This is a genomic window from Streptomyces sp. NPDC048514 (assembly GCF_043199955.1).
Lineage (GTDB): Bacteria > Actinomycetota > Actinomycetes > Streptomycetales > Streptomycetaceae > Streptomyces.
The window spans coordinates 72,692-89,831 of sequence record NZ_JBICWT010000008.1; the positions used below are offsets into that span (position 1 = coordinate 72,692).

Below are 17,140 nucleotides of genomic sequence, written 5' to 3' on the forward strand. Positions count from 1 at the left end.
CGGGCCGCTTCCGGTCGGTCGGAGAACTACTGGAGAACTACTAGAAGGGCACCGGGGCGATGTCGACATCGGCCCGCTGGCTGCTGGCCGCGGCGACGGTCGCCGGATGGCTCTCGCCGAGGGTGCGGCGGAAGCGCCGCACGGTCTCGGCGTGCAGCGCCGTGGCCTCGTCCTCGCGACCCAGCGCGCGCAGGTCGAGGACCATGTTGTTGGCACAGGCCAGCGTGGTCGGGTGATCCTCGCCCTGGTCGCGGGTCAGGATCTGCAGAGCCTGCTCGTCCAGTTCCAGGGCCTGCGCGTGGCGCCCCTCGGCACTGTGCTGGTTGGCCATGCCGATGACCGTCGTCAGGGTGAGGATGTGCTCGTCGCCCAGCGACTCGCGCAGGCCCGGCAGCGCCGCTTCGAGGTGTTCTCCGGCGGCGCCGAGGTCCCCCAGGTGGCGCAGGGTGATGGCCACGTTCGTCCGGGCCGACAGGGTGTACGGGTGGCTGCTGCCGAGCTTGGCCGTATAGCGGTCGATGACCGCTTCGCCCAGTTCCCGGGAGCGCCTCAACTGACCGTCCTGGCGCAGGTCGTTGACCAGGTTGGCCGCGCAGGCGACGGCGTCCGGGTGCTCGGCGCCGTAGCGGCTCTCGAACTTCGACAGGGCCGACTCCGCCAGCCGCAGGGCGCCGTCGTGGTCCCCCGCGCGCCGGCGGCACACCGCCAGCACCCGGGCGCAGCTGACACTGGCGGGGTTGTCCTCGCCGTAGTTGTCGACGTAGCGGGCGTAGACGTCCTCCTGGTGGGCGACGGCTTCCAGGTAGTCGCCGGTCTCCCGCATGTCGATGGACAGGCCGCTGAGCGTGCTCAGGGTGTCGAGGTGGTTCTCGCCGAGCGTGAGCGCGCGCAGCCCGGCCGTCTCCGTGTCGTGTTCGCGCGCCTCCCGGTACAGGCCCATCAGCCGCAGGCCGACGCCCAGGCTGTGGGCGGCGCGGAGCGTGGCCGGGTCGTCCTCGCCGAAGGCCCGCAGGGAGCGTTCGTACACCGACCGGTTGATCTCGAGTGCCCGCGCGATCTCCGCCCTCAGCCGCAGTCCGCTGCAGAGCTGGATCAGAGCGTCCAGGGTGCCCTCGTCGTCCTCGCCCGCGACCCGGATGTAGATGTCCGCGGTGCGCTGCATCATCTCGGCGGCTTCCCGGTACTCGCCGAGCACCCGCAGGATGAAGGCCAGCCACTTCGCCATCTCCAGCGTCTGCTGGTCCTCGACGCCGAACTTCTCGGTCCAGATCTCCACCGCCTCGCGGGCCATCGACGCCGCGCCGTCGTGGTCGCCCCAGATGTAGAGGAACTCCACGATGCCCCGCACCAGGCCGCGCACCCACGGGGAGTCGCACTCCACGGCGCGCGACACCACCACGTGCGGCAGCAACGCCTGGTAGCGCGGCCACAGTTCGCGCGAACCGGGACCGTTGGGGTTGGCGTCCGCCAGGAGCAGGTGCGCGCCGTGCCGCATGTCCGCCTGCTGCTGCGGGGACATGCGGTTGACCAGCACCGCCTGGACCAGGCGGTGCAGCTGGATGGTGTCGTGCCGGTGCTCGATCCGGGCCAGCGCGTAGACGTTGATCTCCCGGATGGCCCGGCCGAGCTTGATCGGATGGCGCAGCGCCTCGTCCAGTTCGGGGGCGATGGTGGTGCTGCGCGAGTTGTTGAACAGGCTCCGGGAGATCGGTTCGGGCGCGAAGAACGAGCAGACCTGCAGGAGTTGGAGCGCCGCGGGATTGCGCTGCTCGAGCTGGCGCAGCGAGACGTCCCAGGCCGCGGCCACCGACATCGGATAGTCCGGCGAGGGGACGAGTTCGAGCATCAGCTCGGCGATCTTCTCGTTGATCAGCCGCAGATATTCGGGCACGGACATGCCCGTGACCGCCTGCCAGGCCGCCGCCTGCTCGATGGCGAGCGGCAGGTCGCCCAGGGCCTCGGCGAGCCGGTCGGCGTCGACGTCGCTCAGGTCGCGGGCCCGGCGGCGCAGCAGTGCCTTGCTCTCCTCGCGGGTGAAGACGTCGACGGAGAGGGTCCTGGCCACCCGGTCCCACTCCTGGTTCCGGGAGGTGATGAGGATCTTGCCGGTGCCGCCCGTCGGGAAGTAGGGGCGTACGGCCTCGACGTTCTCGGCGTTGTCGAACACCAGCAGCCACCGGTCGTACGGGTGCCCGCGGCGCAGGGCCTCGCGGACCGCCGGGACGGCCCGGTTGGCCTCGCTGCTCACGTTCAGGCCCAGCCGGTGGGCGAGTTCGGTGAGCGCGGTCAGGATCATCGTCGGCTGTTCGGAGGGGACCCACCACACGACGTCGTAGTCGGCCGCGTACCGGTACACGTACTCGATGGCGATCTGCGACTTGCCGACACCGCCCATGCCGTGCAGCGCGTGCGGCAGCACTGCGGAGGTGTCGCCGGTCACCAGCTGTTCCCGCACCTGTGCGAGCAGATCCTCGCGACCGACGAAATTGGGGTTGTTCGGTGGGACGTTGCCCCAGATCGCGGGCACGGAACCGCGCGCCGGTAGCTGGGGCGGCTGCTGTCCGGCCGGCCCCCGGGTCTGTGCACCGCGTGACGACCCGGCGCCCGGCTGCCCGTCGGAACTCGATACCGGAGTACCCCTGGGCGGGGTGATGTCGGCGGTATCCCCGTCTTCGCGCTGGTGCTGACTGGCGGTGGTGTCGGTCATGATCAGGCCGTCCGTGTCGGAATTTATGTGTTCATTACTGACATCGTGGACCATGCGCTCCGTGTTCTGCGTGATCGACGCTCCAGGCAGAACCCCTTCCAGGGCTGCGCTGATCCGTCGCGCGCGGAGCAGATAGGGCCCCGAGAGGGCACGCAGGACGGCCAGTTCCACCCGCACGAACGGCAGGCTCTCCACCGTCACCTGAGGATCGGGCACCTCTTCCGGGGCGAGCAGCGCGCCGTGCAGCCGGCGGGCCGCCTCGAAACGGTCACCGTAGAAATCGGACACCGAACTCACCACGCGCGCGGTGTCGGCACGCATGGCGGCGGACAGCAGCTCCTCGCGCGCGCCGTCGACGAAGTCCAGGGGGATGCGGGAGTCCTCCCCCGGCGGCGCGCCGGGCGGGGTCTGTTCGACCAGGCCGCTCAGGAACAGCTCGGCCAGATGCACCGGTTGGGCCTCCGGCACCAACTTGCGTTGTACGTCCCGCACCAGGCGGGGTTCGAGGATGGCGGCGGCCAGATGGGTGGCCAGCCGGAAGGCGGTGGGCGTCGCGTGGCTGCGGAAGCGCCGGATGCGCTCGCGCACCGAGGGCGCCGGGGGGTCGGACGGGGGCTCGCGGACCTCCACACCCGGCCGCTCGGGCACGCCCAGCAGCAGCACGCTGGCGTCGACCCAGCCGGACTCCTCCCCGGCCACCACGGCCGCCCACCGGCCCAGCCAGTCGGCGTCCAGCTCCAGCACCGGGACGGCCACCGTCCACTTGTCCGGCGGCGGGTCGAACGGGTCGCGCCACTCCAGGGGGAAGTCGACGGACAGCTCGGTGTTGCGGGCCCCCGCACGCGGGCTGTGCAGGCGCGCCTGCCGGGGCACCAGACCGGTGCGGTGCCAGTCCCGCTGGGACAGCAGATGCACCACCGCCACCGGTCCGGCCGCCGACCACAGCCGAAGCGCCTCCCGGCCGGCGCCGGTCCGCCACAGCGGCCCCAGGCCGTCGGTGAGCACGAGGACGATCCGGCGGCCCGTCCGGTCCACCAGTTCGCCGGGGACACCGGTACGGCCGTCGCCGGTGTCCGGGCCGAGCAGTACCGCCTCCGGTCCCGTGGGGCCCTCGCGCACGTCCAGCCGGCGCACCCGCACATCGCGGAAGGCGCCCAGCCGCTCCGCCACCGCGGTGAACTCCTTGATCGTCTGCCGCCAGATCACCATGGTCGCGTGATCGTCCACCACCAGCACCAGGTCGAAGCGGCGTTCGTCCGCCGACCGCACGTACGGCAGCCACAGGCCGACCTCGGCGGCGTGCTCGGCGGTGGCCTCCTCGTCCAGCTCGACGTCGAACGCCGAGGGCACCACCTGCTTCAGCGGCCGCAGCCGACGACCGATCTCCGGCGCGTCCGGCAGATCGGGCCCGGGCGCGGCCTCCTCGGCCCGGACGTACGCGACCCGGAGCGCCGGTCCGGACCCGGCCACGGACACCGCCGGCCCCACGGACACCGGCAGCACCGGCAGCAGGGCCGACCCGCCCGGCGGCGACTGCTCCGGCCACCCGGCGCCGGCCGCCCCGCCCCTCCCACGAGCCGACCCGTCGTCCGCCGCGTGGCCGTCCCCCGCGGAGCCGGCCTGCGCACGGTCCGCCGCGCCGTCCCGGGCACCGTCGGCGGCGCCCCCCGCGGCACCGGGAGGCCCGCCGGATCGGGCCCCGTCCGCCGGCGGCAGCCCGTGCTGTCCCGGCTGTCCCGGCAGTTCGGGCAGCCCGGACAGCCCCGACAGCGTGGAGGGCCGGGGCTGGGGCGGACCGGCGGACGGCGGCAGCCGCGCGGCCAGCGTCTGGTAGGCGTGCAGCCACAGCGCCTCGGCCAGCTCGAAGGGCTCCGGGTACCGCCGCGGATCGTCCCCCATCAGGGCGCTCCCGACAGTTCGCGCCAGAGAGCCTCCAGCAGCTCGCCCCAGGACTCGTCCTCCTCACGGACCCCGGCCGTGCGCAGATAGACGGCGTTCAGCAACTGGTCCGTGGCCAGTCCGCCGTTCTCCCGGCTGCGTTCCACGAACGCGCGGATCAGGGCGTCGTGCCGGCCGTCCTGGTCCCGGAAGTGGGACGCGATCATGGCGGCGAGCTGGTCCTCGCGCGGCGGTGAGACGTCCAGCCTGACGCAGCGGCGCAGGAAGGCGGGCGGGAACTGCCGTTCCCCGTTGCTGGTGATGACGACGAACGGGAAGGCGCGGCACCGCACCCGGCCGTCGGTCACGGTGACCGTGCCGTCCGGGTCGTCCGTGAACACCCGCGCGTTCGCCTCCCGCCGGCGGGCGCGGACCAGCTCCGGGATGTCGTACGAGCCGTTCTCCAGTACGTGCAGGAGGTCGCTCGGCAGGTCGATGTCGCTCTTGTCCAGCTCGTCGATGAGCAGGACGCGGGGCAGCTCGTAGGGCAGCAGCGCGGTACCGAGCGGACCCAGCCGCACGAAGTCCCCGATGCGTGGGTCCCCGCTCTCCCCGCCGCGGGCGGCGTCCGCGGCCGGCCCGGCCGCGCCCTGCGGGGTGCCCGGGGTGCCGGACGGCACCGGGGCACCGGCGGGGCCGCGGCCGAGCGACGCCTGGGCCCGGCCGATGGCGTCGTACTCGTACAGTCCGGAGCGCAGGGTGCTCCGGGAGGTGATGCCCCAGTGCAGGACCCGGCCCAGGCCCAGCTCGCGCGCGACGAGGTAGGCGAGGGTCGACTTGCCGATGCCGGGCCGGCCCGTCACGAGCAGCGGGCGGCGCAGCAGCAGGGCTGTGTTGATCATGTCGATGTCGTGCGGGTTCTGCCGGGGGGTGGCGCGGCCCACCGCACCGAGCCGGCGGTCGGTCTCCGCGCTCTCGGCCGGCACGGCCGGCAGCACCGGGCCGCCGTCGAAGTTCCGCCAGGCGGGTGGCGGGGGCAGTACGTCGGCCAGGCGGATGTCGGTCAACGGCTGACCGGTGCCGCGGTAGAGCCACCAGCTGCGGCTGCTGACGGTCCCTCCGTTGCCGTTGCCGTGGACCGGGTGATGGACACCGCTCATGACTCCCCCTCGGCGTTGTGTCCGCCACGCGCGCTCCCGGGATCCGTGTCCGGGGAGGACCAGTCGACGATGCGGTTCGGGTCGTCGAAGAGCACCGCGAGATGGCGGCCCGCGTGCGCGTCCCGTTGCGACGCGGCGGCGGTCGCCGCTTCGTTCCGCAACCGCTGGACCCGCTGCGGCAGTTCGATCGCTTTTCCTTTGATGAGCTTCTTCACCCGGCGGCGGAACTCACCCGGCGGCGCCGGCCGGCGGTCCCAGACCACCAGGGGCACCCCGGCGCGCAGCGCGGCCTCCAGCGAGGCCTGGCTGCCGGCGGGCCCGGGCAGCGGCGGTGCGTTGAGCGCCACGAGGACCAGCCGTTCGTCGGCGGTCAGCCTGCTGGTCCACTGGACGGGGTCGTGACCGCGCCGGCCCGTGGTGTCCCAGTGGCAGACGATGCCGGCGTCCTCCATCATCTGCTGCCAGCGGTTGTGCCACCGGCGGTGGAACTCGCGGGCCCGCATCCGCTCCAGGCTGCGCAGCACCACCGGATAGCTCAGGCACAGCGCGGTCGCGGAGGAGGACTGCGAGGCCATCGGCAGCCATTCCATCGGATGGTTCAGCAGATGGACGGGCAGCACGAATTCCAGCACCGGCCGGCCGGGGCGCCCGGCCCACTCCTTCTCGGCGCGGACGACCAGCCGCTCCACGGTGGCCTCCACGTCGCTCAGGGCCACGATCTGGTCCTCTCCGCGCTCCGGCCGCCAGGGGCCCGGACGTATCTGACGCCAGTGGGACAGCAGATAGCGGTCCGGACTCATCCCGTGTCTGCTCAGCTGGATAACGAGACAGGCCGGGGCTGGTTGTGCTGCCGGGGTCTGGGCGATCTCCGCGCGCAGGGCCTTGAGCTGTGGACCGAGGCCGAGCTTGGCGGCCTGGGCGTCGTTCCACTCCCGCAGGCCGTCGGCGACGGGCCGGTGGACGTCGGATTCGTCGAGCGCCGCGAGCACGTGCTCGACCAGTGCCGAAACGGGGAGCAGGCCGTCGGCGCGGGCGTTGACGCCGGCGAGGAAGTCGAAGGCCTCGCGGAGGGTGGACAGTCGCCGGTCCGGGAGCGTCAGGTCACCGGCCGACGCGTACAGCACCCCGCGTACGTCGAGATGGCGGACGCGGGCCAGCAGCGAATGGACTTCCCGTAACTCGGCCTCGGACAGGACCGCCAGCACCGGGGAGGCGACGACGAGTTCCCGGATCCTGAGCACGGGGGTGGAATTGGGTGCGTAGTCGTGCAGGGTCGCGACCAGTTCGGGCAAGCCGCGGGGCTCCTGCAGGCAGGCGCGGACGATCTCCAGCATCTCGAGCCGCGTCCGGCCGTGCCGCCGGATGTTGCCCAGCTCGGGTAACCGGCTCGCCAGCATACTGATCAAGAGATCGCGCCCCTCCGGTGCATCGAGTCCGGTCACCGCGCACATCTGATCAACAAGCTCACGCTCGAGTCCTGGCGCATGACCGCCATTTCCTTCGCCGTACAAGCGCTCCCCCGTCTCGGCCCGGGCCCCCCAACCTCCCGTCGGGGCAGGGCAGACCGGGCTCCGCCGCCCTGCGTCCAGGGTATGGCCCACGCCTGACACGTCGCCACCCTGTGCGACGGGTTGGATACCGGGCGGGGGGCGATGCGCGCCCGCCGGGAGAGGGGGCGGGCCGCCGGGCCGCCGGGAGCTGCCAGGTAGTAAGGACTCCGGGGCGCGGCTGGCCGGGGCTCCGGGGTGCGTCCGGGGTGCGATGAATGGTGGTCGCCCGGCCTACGGTGGAGTCGGTGCAGGTGAAAACGTTGGCGAGGGTAGCTTTCTGTCGGGTGTGACGGGGTCTTCCGGAGGGAGGCCGCGGCCCAAGGACCTCCGCAGCGTTCAGCACGGCGGAGACGAGCTCTGGAGCCGTCGTCCGGGCGACGACGCCGTTCTTGCCGGCGGCCGACGGACCGTTCTTGGTTCGTCGAACGACAAGGCAGAACGAGGTGTCGGCACCGGTGAAGGTGAGCACGCGCGTGTTGCCCCGGAGAGAGTCGCCCAGGCTGTCCAGCAGCTGGACGATCGGAAGGTAGACCATCATGCCCTGATCGGGGACGTATCCGGCCGAGTCGGCCGTACCGAGGTCCCCGGGAAGGTCATGTCGCCCAGATCGAAACCGTGGGCGTCGCCCTGGCCAGGCCGTACGGTGAACTGCACAGTGATCACGGTGTGCAGCCTTTCCCAAGGTCTGGATCCGGCGTGCCGGATCGTACGCGAAGGAGCGCGCCCCCGGGAGCAGGCCGTCACGCCACTGTGGCAGCTCGTCGAGACAGGCGCCCGCAAGCCAGACGGAAGCCGTGCAGCTCGGGAGCCCAGCCAGCTTTGACGCACATCACGGCCGCCACCGGATCAGGGCAGGCATGGCAGCGTGGTCGGTGCCTTCCATCGTCACGATGACTTCCCGGCCCGTCGCCGTTCCCAGCCAGGTCACGAAGGCGCGAACGGGTGCGAAGGTCGTCTTGTCGACTACGTCGGAAGGATCGAAGGTGAACTCGATCTCTTCGATGTCGAAGAAGTAGCAGGTGAACCACACACCGTCGACGTCGATGGCCAGGCTCGCCGACTCCTCCGGATCCCGCTCCAGTCGGGACCATACGGCAGAGGCGTCCAAAGCACCGCTGTCCGTCGTGCCGGAGAGCGTCCAGGTAAGCACATGGTGTCCCGGGACCGAGCGCAGCCCGTCGAACATCCGCCGCCAGTCGTCGATCGTGGTGTCGAGGACGCAGACGTCCCGCAGTGCTCCGTCTGCGACGAAGTCCTCTGCCTGGTAGACCGGTTCGGCCTCGTGCTGCCACGCCATCACAGGAATCCTTCGAAGGTGAGTTGGCCCCCACGCCAACTCCATCGGGCGCCCCAGCCTCCGGGAACCCTGAAATCCCGGATGATGCCGCCGTATTGGGACGACGCCGAGGTGTTGACTTTCTCGACCACGTTCGGGTCGGTGAGTATGTCCTGGATCATCTCATTGGCGATCTCGGTCCGCTCACTATTGGTGACCTTGCCGAAATTGTACATATCGACATGAGCTTGACCCCGCTTGGCCAGATTGCCAGGGCTCGGGTCACCGTGCTTCTGCAAGGCCCTGCCGGCCGGTGACAACTGGCCCTTCTTGATGGTGGCGGCCGCCTGGTACAAGTCGTCGGTGCCATAGTTGCAGGGGGAGAGACCGAGGGGATCGATCCAGGTCAGCGGCGTGCGTACATAGCCGTGGTGATGGTCCGCCGGCTCCAGCCCCAGCGGGTCCGCGCTGATGTACCGGGCTGTCCCGGGGTCGTAGTAGCGGTGCAGGTTGTAGTGCAGCCCTGTCTCGTCGTCGGCGTACTGCCCTGGGAAGCGCAACGGGCAGTCGACGGGCCCCGCGCCATCGTCCGGGACCGGGAAGTACGCGCCCCACAGGGTGGTGCGGCGCTGCCAGAGCAGCTCTCCGGACGCGGGCACCAATTCCATGGGCGTACCGACGGGGTCCGTGACCACGGCGTGGAAGCGAGCGGTGCGCTCAGGGTTCGTCTCATCGGCCAGGCGCGCCAGGAACGACGCGTTCGACCGCGTGGCCAACGGCTCCTGGTCGGTCTGGGCCACCGGGCGAGGGGTGCCCGGCTTGTAGTCCCAGGTCAGCACCCGGCCGTCCGGTGCGGTCTGCTCGGCCAGGAGGGTGTCATCCCAGCTGAACTCCGTGCGGTCGTGCTCCGAGCCGTCCACGGCCACCCGGTGCTTGGAGATGCGCCGGCCCAGCGGGTCGTAGGCGTAGCGCCAGCGGTCCTCGTCCGGAGTGACCACCTCTGTCAGACGGTCCTCGGCGTTCCAGACGTAGGTCCACGTACGGCTCTGGCCGTTCAGGAGCCTGCGGGTTCTGCGGACCAGGCGTCCCTGCTCGTCGTGCTCGTACGCGGTCACGCCCGCCGAGCGGACGAGGGTGCCGTCGAACTCTCGCTCGCCGGGCGTGTCGTGGGCGGGCGCGGAGGCGTCCACCAGATTGCCCGCCGCGTCGTAAGCGTAGGTCTCGGTCCAACCGTGGGCGCGCACTCCGGTGACGCGTCCCATGCCGTCGAGGTCGAAGCGCCGGGTACCCGAGGTCAGCTCGCGGATCTCGGTGAGGTAGCCGTCGGCGCGGTGTGTGTAGGTGCGGTGCTGCAGAAGGCGGTCCGCGTCGTCCGCCTCCGGGCCGGAGGTCAGGCTCTGACCGGTGAGGAGGTTCCGCGGGCTCCAGCTCTGGGTCAGCCTCACCTCCGTACCGAGGCGGCGCTCCGTCTCGCGGCCCGCGGGATCGTGGGCGAAGTGCAGTTCGCCCACGGGCGAGCGCAGGATGAGCGGGCGGCCCGCCGGGTCGTACGTCCACTCCGAGGCCAGCCCAGACGGTGTCACCCGGCTGACACGGCGGCCGAGAGCGTCGTAGGCATGCGTGGTCGTGCGGCCGTTCACCGTCTCCGACAGCACGCGGCCCAGGCAATCCCGCTCCAGTATGACCTCGGCGTCGGTGTTGGCCGCGTACGCGAGAGCGCCGTCGGGACCGTATGCGAACGTCGTGACGGCGCCCGCCTCGGATCGCTGCTCCACCACCCGACCCACTGCATCCCGCGTGAGGTGCAGTGTCTCCCCGACGCCGTTGGTCCGGGAGACCAACTGTCCGGCCACGTCATGGACGTACGTCAGCGTGCGGCCGTTGAAATCTGTCTCCGCAGTCAGGCGGCCCGTCTCGTCGTAGGTGTACGACCAGGTGCTCCCCTGTGGGTTGGTGACACCGGTCAGGCGGAGCTCGGCATCGTAGGCGAACTGGTAACGGGCGCCATCCGGGTCCGTCCGGGTGGCGGGGACGTCGAAGGGGCCCGAAGTGTGATGGGTCGTGTTGCCGGCGGCGTCGGTGTGGCCGCGGAGGTTGCCTTCCGCGTCCCAGGCCCATGACTCGCGCGTGCCGTCCGAGTGTTGGCGCCACGCCGGTTTGCCCTCGGTGGTCCAGCCCAGGCGGGTGGTGTGGCCCAGCGGATCCGTCACCTCGACGATCCGGCCGAAGGAGTCCCGGCGGATCGTCGTGGTGTGGCCCAGCTCGTCGGTCGTCGCGACGGGCAGGCCGGCCGGGTCGTACGCGATGGTGCGGGTGTGGCAGAGGGCGTCGGTGATCGCTGTCGGGCGGCCCGCCTCGTCGTACGTGTACCGGGTCTCGGCCCCCGTAGGGTCGACGCTCGTGAGAAGGTTGCCCCGCTCGTCGTAGGTGTGCCGCCAGACGGCCCCGCCCGGCTCGACGACCTCCGTCGGCTGCCCGAACGCGTTGCACGCGGCCCGCGCGACCGATCCGTCCGGCAGGGTGAGTTCCGTCAGGTTGCCTGAGGCGTCGTAGGCGTACCGGGTCGTGCGTCCCAGAGGGTCGGTGACGGCGACGGGCCGGGCGCCGTACTCGTCCCAGCGGGTGAGGATGACGTGCCCCAGCGGATCCGTCTCCTCCTCGACCTGGCCCTCGGCGTTGTAGCGGTGTACCGAGACGCGGCCCAGGGAGTCCGTGTATGTCGTCGTTCGTGCGGCGTCGTCGTACGTCAGCGTCCCGGACAGGATGCCGTCGACGCCCTCGGTGCGCGTCACCCGGCCGCGCTCGTCGTAGACGTAGGAGAACCAGGTGCCGTTGCGGTCGGTCCAGCGGGTGACCCGGCCTTCGCCGTCACAGGCGAAACGCAGTGGTTCACCGCTGGAGTTGATGACCTCGGTGAGGTTGCCGGCATGGTCGTAGTCGTAGCGCATGACGACCGTGCCCTCGCCCTGCGTGCCCTGCGGGCCGTAGCGGGAGGGTGGCTCGTCGAGCAGGCGCAGGGCGGTGATGCGCGGGCCCTGGGTGTCGACGGCGACGTAGTAGCCGCCGGAGTGGCGCAGACCGAAGGGGACGCCGTCGTCGTCGCGTTCGACGTCGACGCGCATGCCGTTGCGGTCGCTCCAGGACTCGAGCGCCAGGTGGAAGACGCCGAAGGTCGGGGACGGGACCGGGGCGGCGAAGGTGCGGGTCACGCCCGTTGCCGGGTCCGTGACCGTCATCGCGCTGTCCGGTTTGCCGTCCCACTCCAGCGGCCAGCGGGCGCCCTTCACCGGCATGGTCGGCACGCCCGGTTCGGGCACCGGGTACACCAGGCGCATGCCGTCCGCCGCCGCGAAGACGACGCCCTCCCCATCGATCTGGAGGCACTCGTCCAGGGTGGATATCCAGGTAGGGCCGAAACAGACCCCGCCCCGGTACGAGGACAGGTGGGTGCGCGTGAACTCCAGCGGGAGACTTCCCGGCAGCGTCAGGTCCGTCTGCGTCGTCAGCATCGCGCCGGTCGCCACGTCGATCGGCTCGCCCACGCACGGGGTGCGTTCGGCGTTGCGGGCTGCAGGGCCCAGCTCGACCAGGTCGGGGCGGAGTGACGGCGGGCGCAGCAGCAGCGGGGTGGTGTCGCTGAGCCCACCTTCCATGCTCGCCTTCAGCAGGCCGCCGCCCGCTCCGAGCGCGCCGCCGAAGATCATGCCGTCCTTGGCGGCCTGGTTGACCTCGTCCAGGCTGAAACCGTCCTGCAGACCGGTCGCCATCTTCAGCGGCTGGGCCACGGCGAGGTCGACGGCGACCGACTCCACGCCACCGAAGGCGGCGGCGACGAGCGTGCCTGCGGCGATCTCGGCAACGGTCGTGGTGACGGCGACACCCATCGTGGCGCCGAACTCGATGACCGCGTCCGCCGCTGCGACGGCGGCCCCGGAGGCGAGGCCCGCGGTGAAGAAGGCGAGCGTCACGCCGCCCGCGATCACGGCGGCGTCGATGCCGATCTGCGTCCAGAGCTTGTTGATGGCGTCGTCGATGGCGTCGGCGAACTTATCGAGCGCCTTGGCCATTTCGCGCGCCGAGTCCGCCAGGTCCTTCAGCCAGCCGCCGTCCTGGTCCTTGGCATAGCGGCCCCAGAACTTGCTGAACGCCTCGATCGATTCCCCTGTGTTGTGGTGGATGATCGACGATGCGCTGCGGTGCACTGGAGAGCGGACGTCGTCGACAGCCCCTGCGAAGGTACGCCAGGCCTTCGCCGCGTCCCGCAGCTTGCCGGAGTCCGCCTCGGGCCACCACATGCCCAGCTTGAGAAGGATGTGCCGGGCTTTGTCCTCAACGCTCACCGGCACCGTCGCTCTGCTTGCCGGTCTTCACTTCCGTGAACATGCCGGCGATGAGCTGGTCGTTGTCCACGGTTCCGTCGGCCAGGTCCACCATGGCCTCGTGAATACTCGTCAGGCCGAGCACCAGGACGCCCGCCGCGCTTTCGATCCTCTTCTGCTGCGGCTTGTAGGCATTGCCGAACTTGTCGCCCTGCTCGTCGTGGCCCCAGGGGCTCGCCCAGACCGTCGAGGGTCTGGATGAGGGTGGTCAGCGCCTCGCTCAGATCGATGGCCCCTGGGTGGAGGGCAGGTGCCGCCGCCTTGATGTCCAGGACCTTGCCGGGGACCTTGCCGTCGCCCATCGATGAACCCCTGTTCGCAGGTGCGGTCTCCGACTCTATGGCGGTGAGTTCAAGGAGAGATCATGCCTGGGTAATGCAAAGGCAATGCCGGTTACTGGAACCACTTGGCATCCACGCAGTTCGTGAAGGCTGCCTGGTGCCAACTGGTCATCCTGGTCACGATGCCGTGTGCCGGGCGGTCGCGTAGTTGGGCGCAACGCGCGACCTGGGCCGGACACTTGAGTTTCCGCAGCTTGATGCGCGGAGGTCGTCGGGTGCGGACACGATCAGGGCTTGGAGCTGTTTGATCGCGGCGGTGGAGGCGAGAACCGCGCCGTGGCGGGTAGCGAGCAGGGCACGGAGAGCCTCCCGTTCGCCGCGGAGCCGGGGCTGGATCAGGTGCTCGGTGGAGAGTGCTTTCCTGGCGCTCGGATGGCGTCGATCATGTCGGTCTTGCGGCCGCCACGGACAGCGGGCCGCTTGCGGCGGCAGACCTCCGCGACACGCTCGCCAGCCTGGTCGAGGAAGGTGGCCAGGCCGGCGCCGTAGCTGCCGATAACCTCGAGCGCCCAGCTCCGGCGGCCGGCGATCTGCTGGCGGGCGAAGTCGAGCAGGCGGCGGTAACCCCGAGCGTTTGCCGGGGCATCGGTGCTGGACAGGACCGCACCGATGGGGCTGACGGCCGCAGCGGCGAGGGTGTCGCGGCGGGTGTCGACGCCGATGATGCCGTCGACCTGTTCTGCGAGCATGGTCACGCGGTTGTTCTCCCGCCCAGGTCAAGCACCACGATCAAGCCCTCCTCTGCATCGCGAGACGACGAGCCGACGTGCTCTTCGCGATGCTCCGGAACGGAGACCTTCAACGAACCTCAGCCTGCCCGGGCCGTCGTCTGGCAGACCTAGGGGGCACCCCTGCCCCGGTCTCGCCCCACCTACACTCGCAGTTTCAGAGCAGCCACGGTCTGTGAGCTACCCCCTTGCACACGGGGGATTCCTCGGGCCATTTGCGGTACGAGCCGTTTTCCCCCGTCCCCGACGGCCGCAGCCCCGAACGATCAAGGTGACTCGCTCTCCTGCCAAGCCGCCCGTCGACCCCGCCCGTCAGGGTCGGAGGGCGGTGCAAGTGGGCCCACAGACGACTCTTCCCATTCCCTGCGTCCCCTCAGCGTCCCAACTTGTGCGTCCAAACCCCGCGCAGATAGACGACTACGGCTCCCCTGGACCACGGACCCACGCATCCGCCCAGGTCAACGCATCCTGAACCCAGGAGCTTCAGGCGCCGTTGGACTCACGAGCGGCGGATTCAGTCCGTTGGCCCAAAGTCCTGAATCCGTGCCCCTGCTGAGACGTCGGCAGGTCACAGACCTGCATGGTGGGGCGGGTGGGACTCGAACCCACGGCCGACGGATTATGAGTCCGCTGCTCTAACCGGCTGAGCTACCGCCCCATAGCGGCGTGTCGCGTACATGTGTGCGCGCCGTCTGCCGCAGCATAGCCGCTCATACGATCTCCTGCTTCGGATGGTCGGCTTCCGCGCTGCTCATGACCTTGAGGACATCACCGCAGGCGCGACGGTTCCCCCGGACATGAAAAAGGACCCCGGAGGGGTCCTCGTTCAGCGTGCTCCCCCGACTGGACTCGAACCAGTAACCTGCCGGTTAACAGCCGGCTGCTCTGCCAATTGAGCTACGGAGGACCGAAGCTCCCCCGACTGGACTCGAACCAGTAACCTGCCGGTTAACAGCCGGCTGCTCTGCCAATTGAGCTACGGAGGATCGCCTCGATTGCATCGAACGTACCTACCCGGGTATTCGCCAGGGGGCGGGCGCTCGCTGCGACACATACATTAGCGCAAGCAGGGGGGTGCTCCGCCAATCGGTATCCCCCCGCGCCGACGCCGCACCAGAGACCTACGCAAGGGAAGGGTGGCAGCCATGCGCTACCGGCTCACATTCGTCGCCGGACTGGCCCTCGGTTACGTACTCGGCACGAGGGCCGGACGCGAGCGCTACGAGCAGCTGAAGAAGTCCGCTCAGCAGATCGCGCAGAACCCGGCCGTCCGCAACACCGCGGAGAGCGCCGCCCAGCAGGGCCGCGTCTACGCCGGCAAGGCCTTCCACACGGTCAGCGACAAGGTCGGAGACCGCGTCCCGGCCTCGGTGGCCCAGCGGGTCCGCTCCCTGCGCGAGCGCAACATCAACGGCACGGCGGAGGACGACTGGGGCACGAGCAACACCTAGCGGTGGCCCGCCGTGGGACGCCCTCGGCCGAAGCAGCCTCGGCGGTACGGCAAAATCCTCGGTATGGGGATAGTCGCCGGGTTGGACAGCTCGCCCGATTTCACGCGCATCGTCGTCTGCGACACGGACACGGGCGCCGTGCTCAGGCAGGGGTACGCCCCGCATCCGGTCGAGGCGCCGGACGGCGGGAGCGGCCGGCCCAGTGACGTCGATCCGCAGGCCTGGCTGCTGTCCCTGGGCGAGGCGGCCGGGGGCGGACTGCTGGAGGGCGTGCAGGCGATCGGCGTCTCCGCCCAGCAGAACGCGCTCGTGCCGCTGGACGCCCAGGGCAACACCGTGCGCCCGGCGCTGGTCGGCGGCGACAAGCGGGCCCAGGTGGCGGCGGCCGACCTGGTCGACGCGCTGGGCGGCAGGGAGGCCTGGGCGCAGGCGGTCGGCTGCGTTCCGCAGGCCGCCCAGCCGGTCACCAAGCTGCGCTGGCTCGCCAAGACCGAGCCGGAGAACGCGCTGCGCACGGCCGTACTGCTGCAGGCCCACGACTGGCTGGTCTGGCAGTTGCTCGGGCGGCCCGTGCAGCGGACCACCGATCGCGGCGGCGCCTCGGGCACCGGGTACTGGTCCGCGGCCAGCGGCGGCTACCGGCCCGACCTGGTCGAGCTGGCACTCGGCCACCAGGCGATGCTGCCCGAGGTGATCGGCCCGGCGGACGCGGCCGGAACCACCCCCGAGGGGCTGCTGATCTCCGCCGGCACCGGGGAGACCATGTCCGCCGCGTTCGGCCTCGGGATCGGGCTCGGGGACGCCGTCGTCTCCCTCGGGGCGTCCGGGTCCGTGATGGCCGTGCACCGGGAGGCGCTCGCCGACCAGTCCGGGATGATCACCTCTCTCGCCGACGCCACCGGCATGCACCTGCCGGTCGTCACCACCCTGAACGCCGTACGGGCCCTGCGCGGCACCGCCGAACTCCTCGGCCTGCCGGATCTGGAGAGCCTGTCCGACCTGGCCATGAAGTCGACGCCCGGCTCGCACGGGCTGGTGCTGCTCCCCTACCTGGAGGGCGAGCGCACGCCGAATCTGCCGCACACCGCGGGGACGCTCGCGGGGCTGCGCCGCGAGTCGATGAAGCCCGAGCATCTGGCCCGGGCCGCGTTCGAGGGCATGCTGTGCGGGCTCGCCGACGCGCTGGACGTGCTGCGCGGGCGGGGCGTGGAGGTGCGGCGGATCTTCCTGCTCGGGCCGGCCGCCGAGCTGCCCGCCGCGCAGGCGGTGGCGCCCTCGCTGTTCGGCGTGCAGGTCGTCGTGCCGCAGCCCGCTGACTACGCGGCGATCGGCGCCGCCCGGCAGGCCGCCTGGGCGCTCGGTGTGTCGCAGGGCACACTCGACCCGCGCACCCCGCCGGCCTGGCGGGGTGCGGCGGCACAGGTGCTGGAGCCGGGCGACGAGCTGGCCGTCGGCCAGGCGGTGCGGCAGCAGTTCACGGCGGTACGGGAGCAGACCCACCCCGGGGCGTTCCAGCTGTAGGGCTCCGGAACGGGGCGGGGGAGGTTACGGCCGCAGGGCCGCGGGACGGTTCCCGGCGGCCGTGCCACCCGTGAGGCGGTATCCGCGCGGCCCTCCGGTAAATCGGTTGAGGTAACGCGGGTGCAGTGTTCGACGATAGGGGCCAGGGG

General features: G+C 71.0%; 8 protein-coding genes and 3 tRNA genes. 2 read left to right on the top strand and 9 right to left on the bottom strand.

Features of this window, described 5'->3' with window-relative positions:
• Window positions 1–40 precede the first annotated feature (40 nt).
• The 9 genes from fxsT to ACGFT2_RS18990 form a co-directional block, all read right to left on the bottom strand.
• Window positions 41–4,606: an FxSxx-COOH system tetratricopeptide repeat protein gene (gene fxsT / locus ACGFT2_RS18950; protein ID WP_393279340.1), complete on the bottom strand. Its 4,566-nt coding sequence runs from the start codon at window positions 4,604–4,606 to the stop codon at window positions 41–43.
• Window positions 4,606–5,745 (bottom strand): AAA family ATPase, encoded by a 1,140-nt coding sequence (locus ACGFT2_RS18955; RefSeq protein ID WP_393279342.1) that lies wholly within the window; start codon window positions 5,743–5,745, stop codon window positions 4,606–4,608. Before ACGFT2_RS18955 ends, fxsT begins: the two co-directional genes overlap by 1 nt.
• Window positions 5,742–7,196 carry a hypothetical protein gene (locus ACGFT2_RS18960; protein ID WP_393279344.1) on the bottom strand — a complete coding sequence of 485 codons (1,455 nt, stop codon included), beginning with the start codon at window positions 7,194–7,196 and terminating at the stop codon, window positions 5,742–5,744. Before ACGFT2_RS18960 ends, ACGFT2_RS18955 begins: the two co-directional genes overlap by 4 nt.
• Window positions 7,197–8,124: 928 nt before the next feature.
• Window positions 8,125–8,592, bottom strand: a complete 468-nt coding sequence (locus ACGFT2_RS18965) for a hypothetical protein (RefSeq protein ID WP_393279346.1) — start codon at window positions 8,590–8,592, stop codon at window positions 8,125–8,127.
• On the bottom strand, window positions 8,592–12,911 hold the full coding sequence (locus tag ACGFT2_RS18970) for a DUF6531 domain-containing protein (protein WP_393279348.1): 4,320 nt from the start codon (window positions 12,909–12,911) through the stop codon (window positions 8,592–8,594). The genes ACGFT2_RS18965 and ACGFT2_RS18970 overlap by 1 nt, the downstream gene beginning before the upstream one ends.
• Before the next feature lie 715 nt (window positions 12,912–13,626).
• Entirely contained in the window at window positions 13,627–13,980 is a 354-nt protein-coding gene (locus ACGFT2_RS18975; RefSeq protein ID WP_393280031.1) for a transposase, read from the bottom strand.
• Window positions 13,981–14,600: 620 nt separating this feature from the next.
• A tRNA-Ile gene (locus ACGFT2_RS18980) sits at window positions 14,601–14,677 on the bottom strand.
• A gap of 176 nt (window positions 14,678–14,853) precedes the next feature.
• Window positions 14,854–14,926: transfer RNA gene (locus tag ACGFT2_RS18985), tRNA-Asn, on the bottom strand.
• 6 nt (window positions 14,927–14,932) lie between these two features.
• A tRNA-Asn gene (locus ACGFT2_RS18990) sits at window positions 14,933–15,005 on the bottom strand.
• Window positions 15,006–15,164: 159 nt separating this feature from the next.
• On the opposite strand from ACGFT2_RS18990, the gene ACGFT2_RS18995 reads away from it, so the two are divergent.
• Complete coding sequence (locus tag ACGFT2_RS18995) at window positions 15,165–15,470, top strand: YtxH domain-containing protein (RefSeq protein WP_393279350.1); 306 nt, start codon at window positions 15,165–15,167, stop codon at window positions 15,468–15,470.
• Window positions 15,471–15,533: 63 nt separating this feature from the next.
• Entirely contained in the window at window positions 15,534–16,991 is a 1,458-nt protein-coding gene (locus ACGFT2_RS19000; RefSeq protein WP_393279352.1) for an FGGY-family carbohydrate kinase, read from the top strand.
• Window positions 16,992–17,140 lie beyond the last annotated feature (149 nt).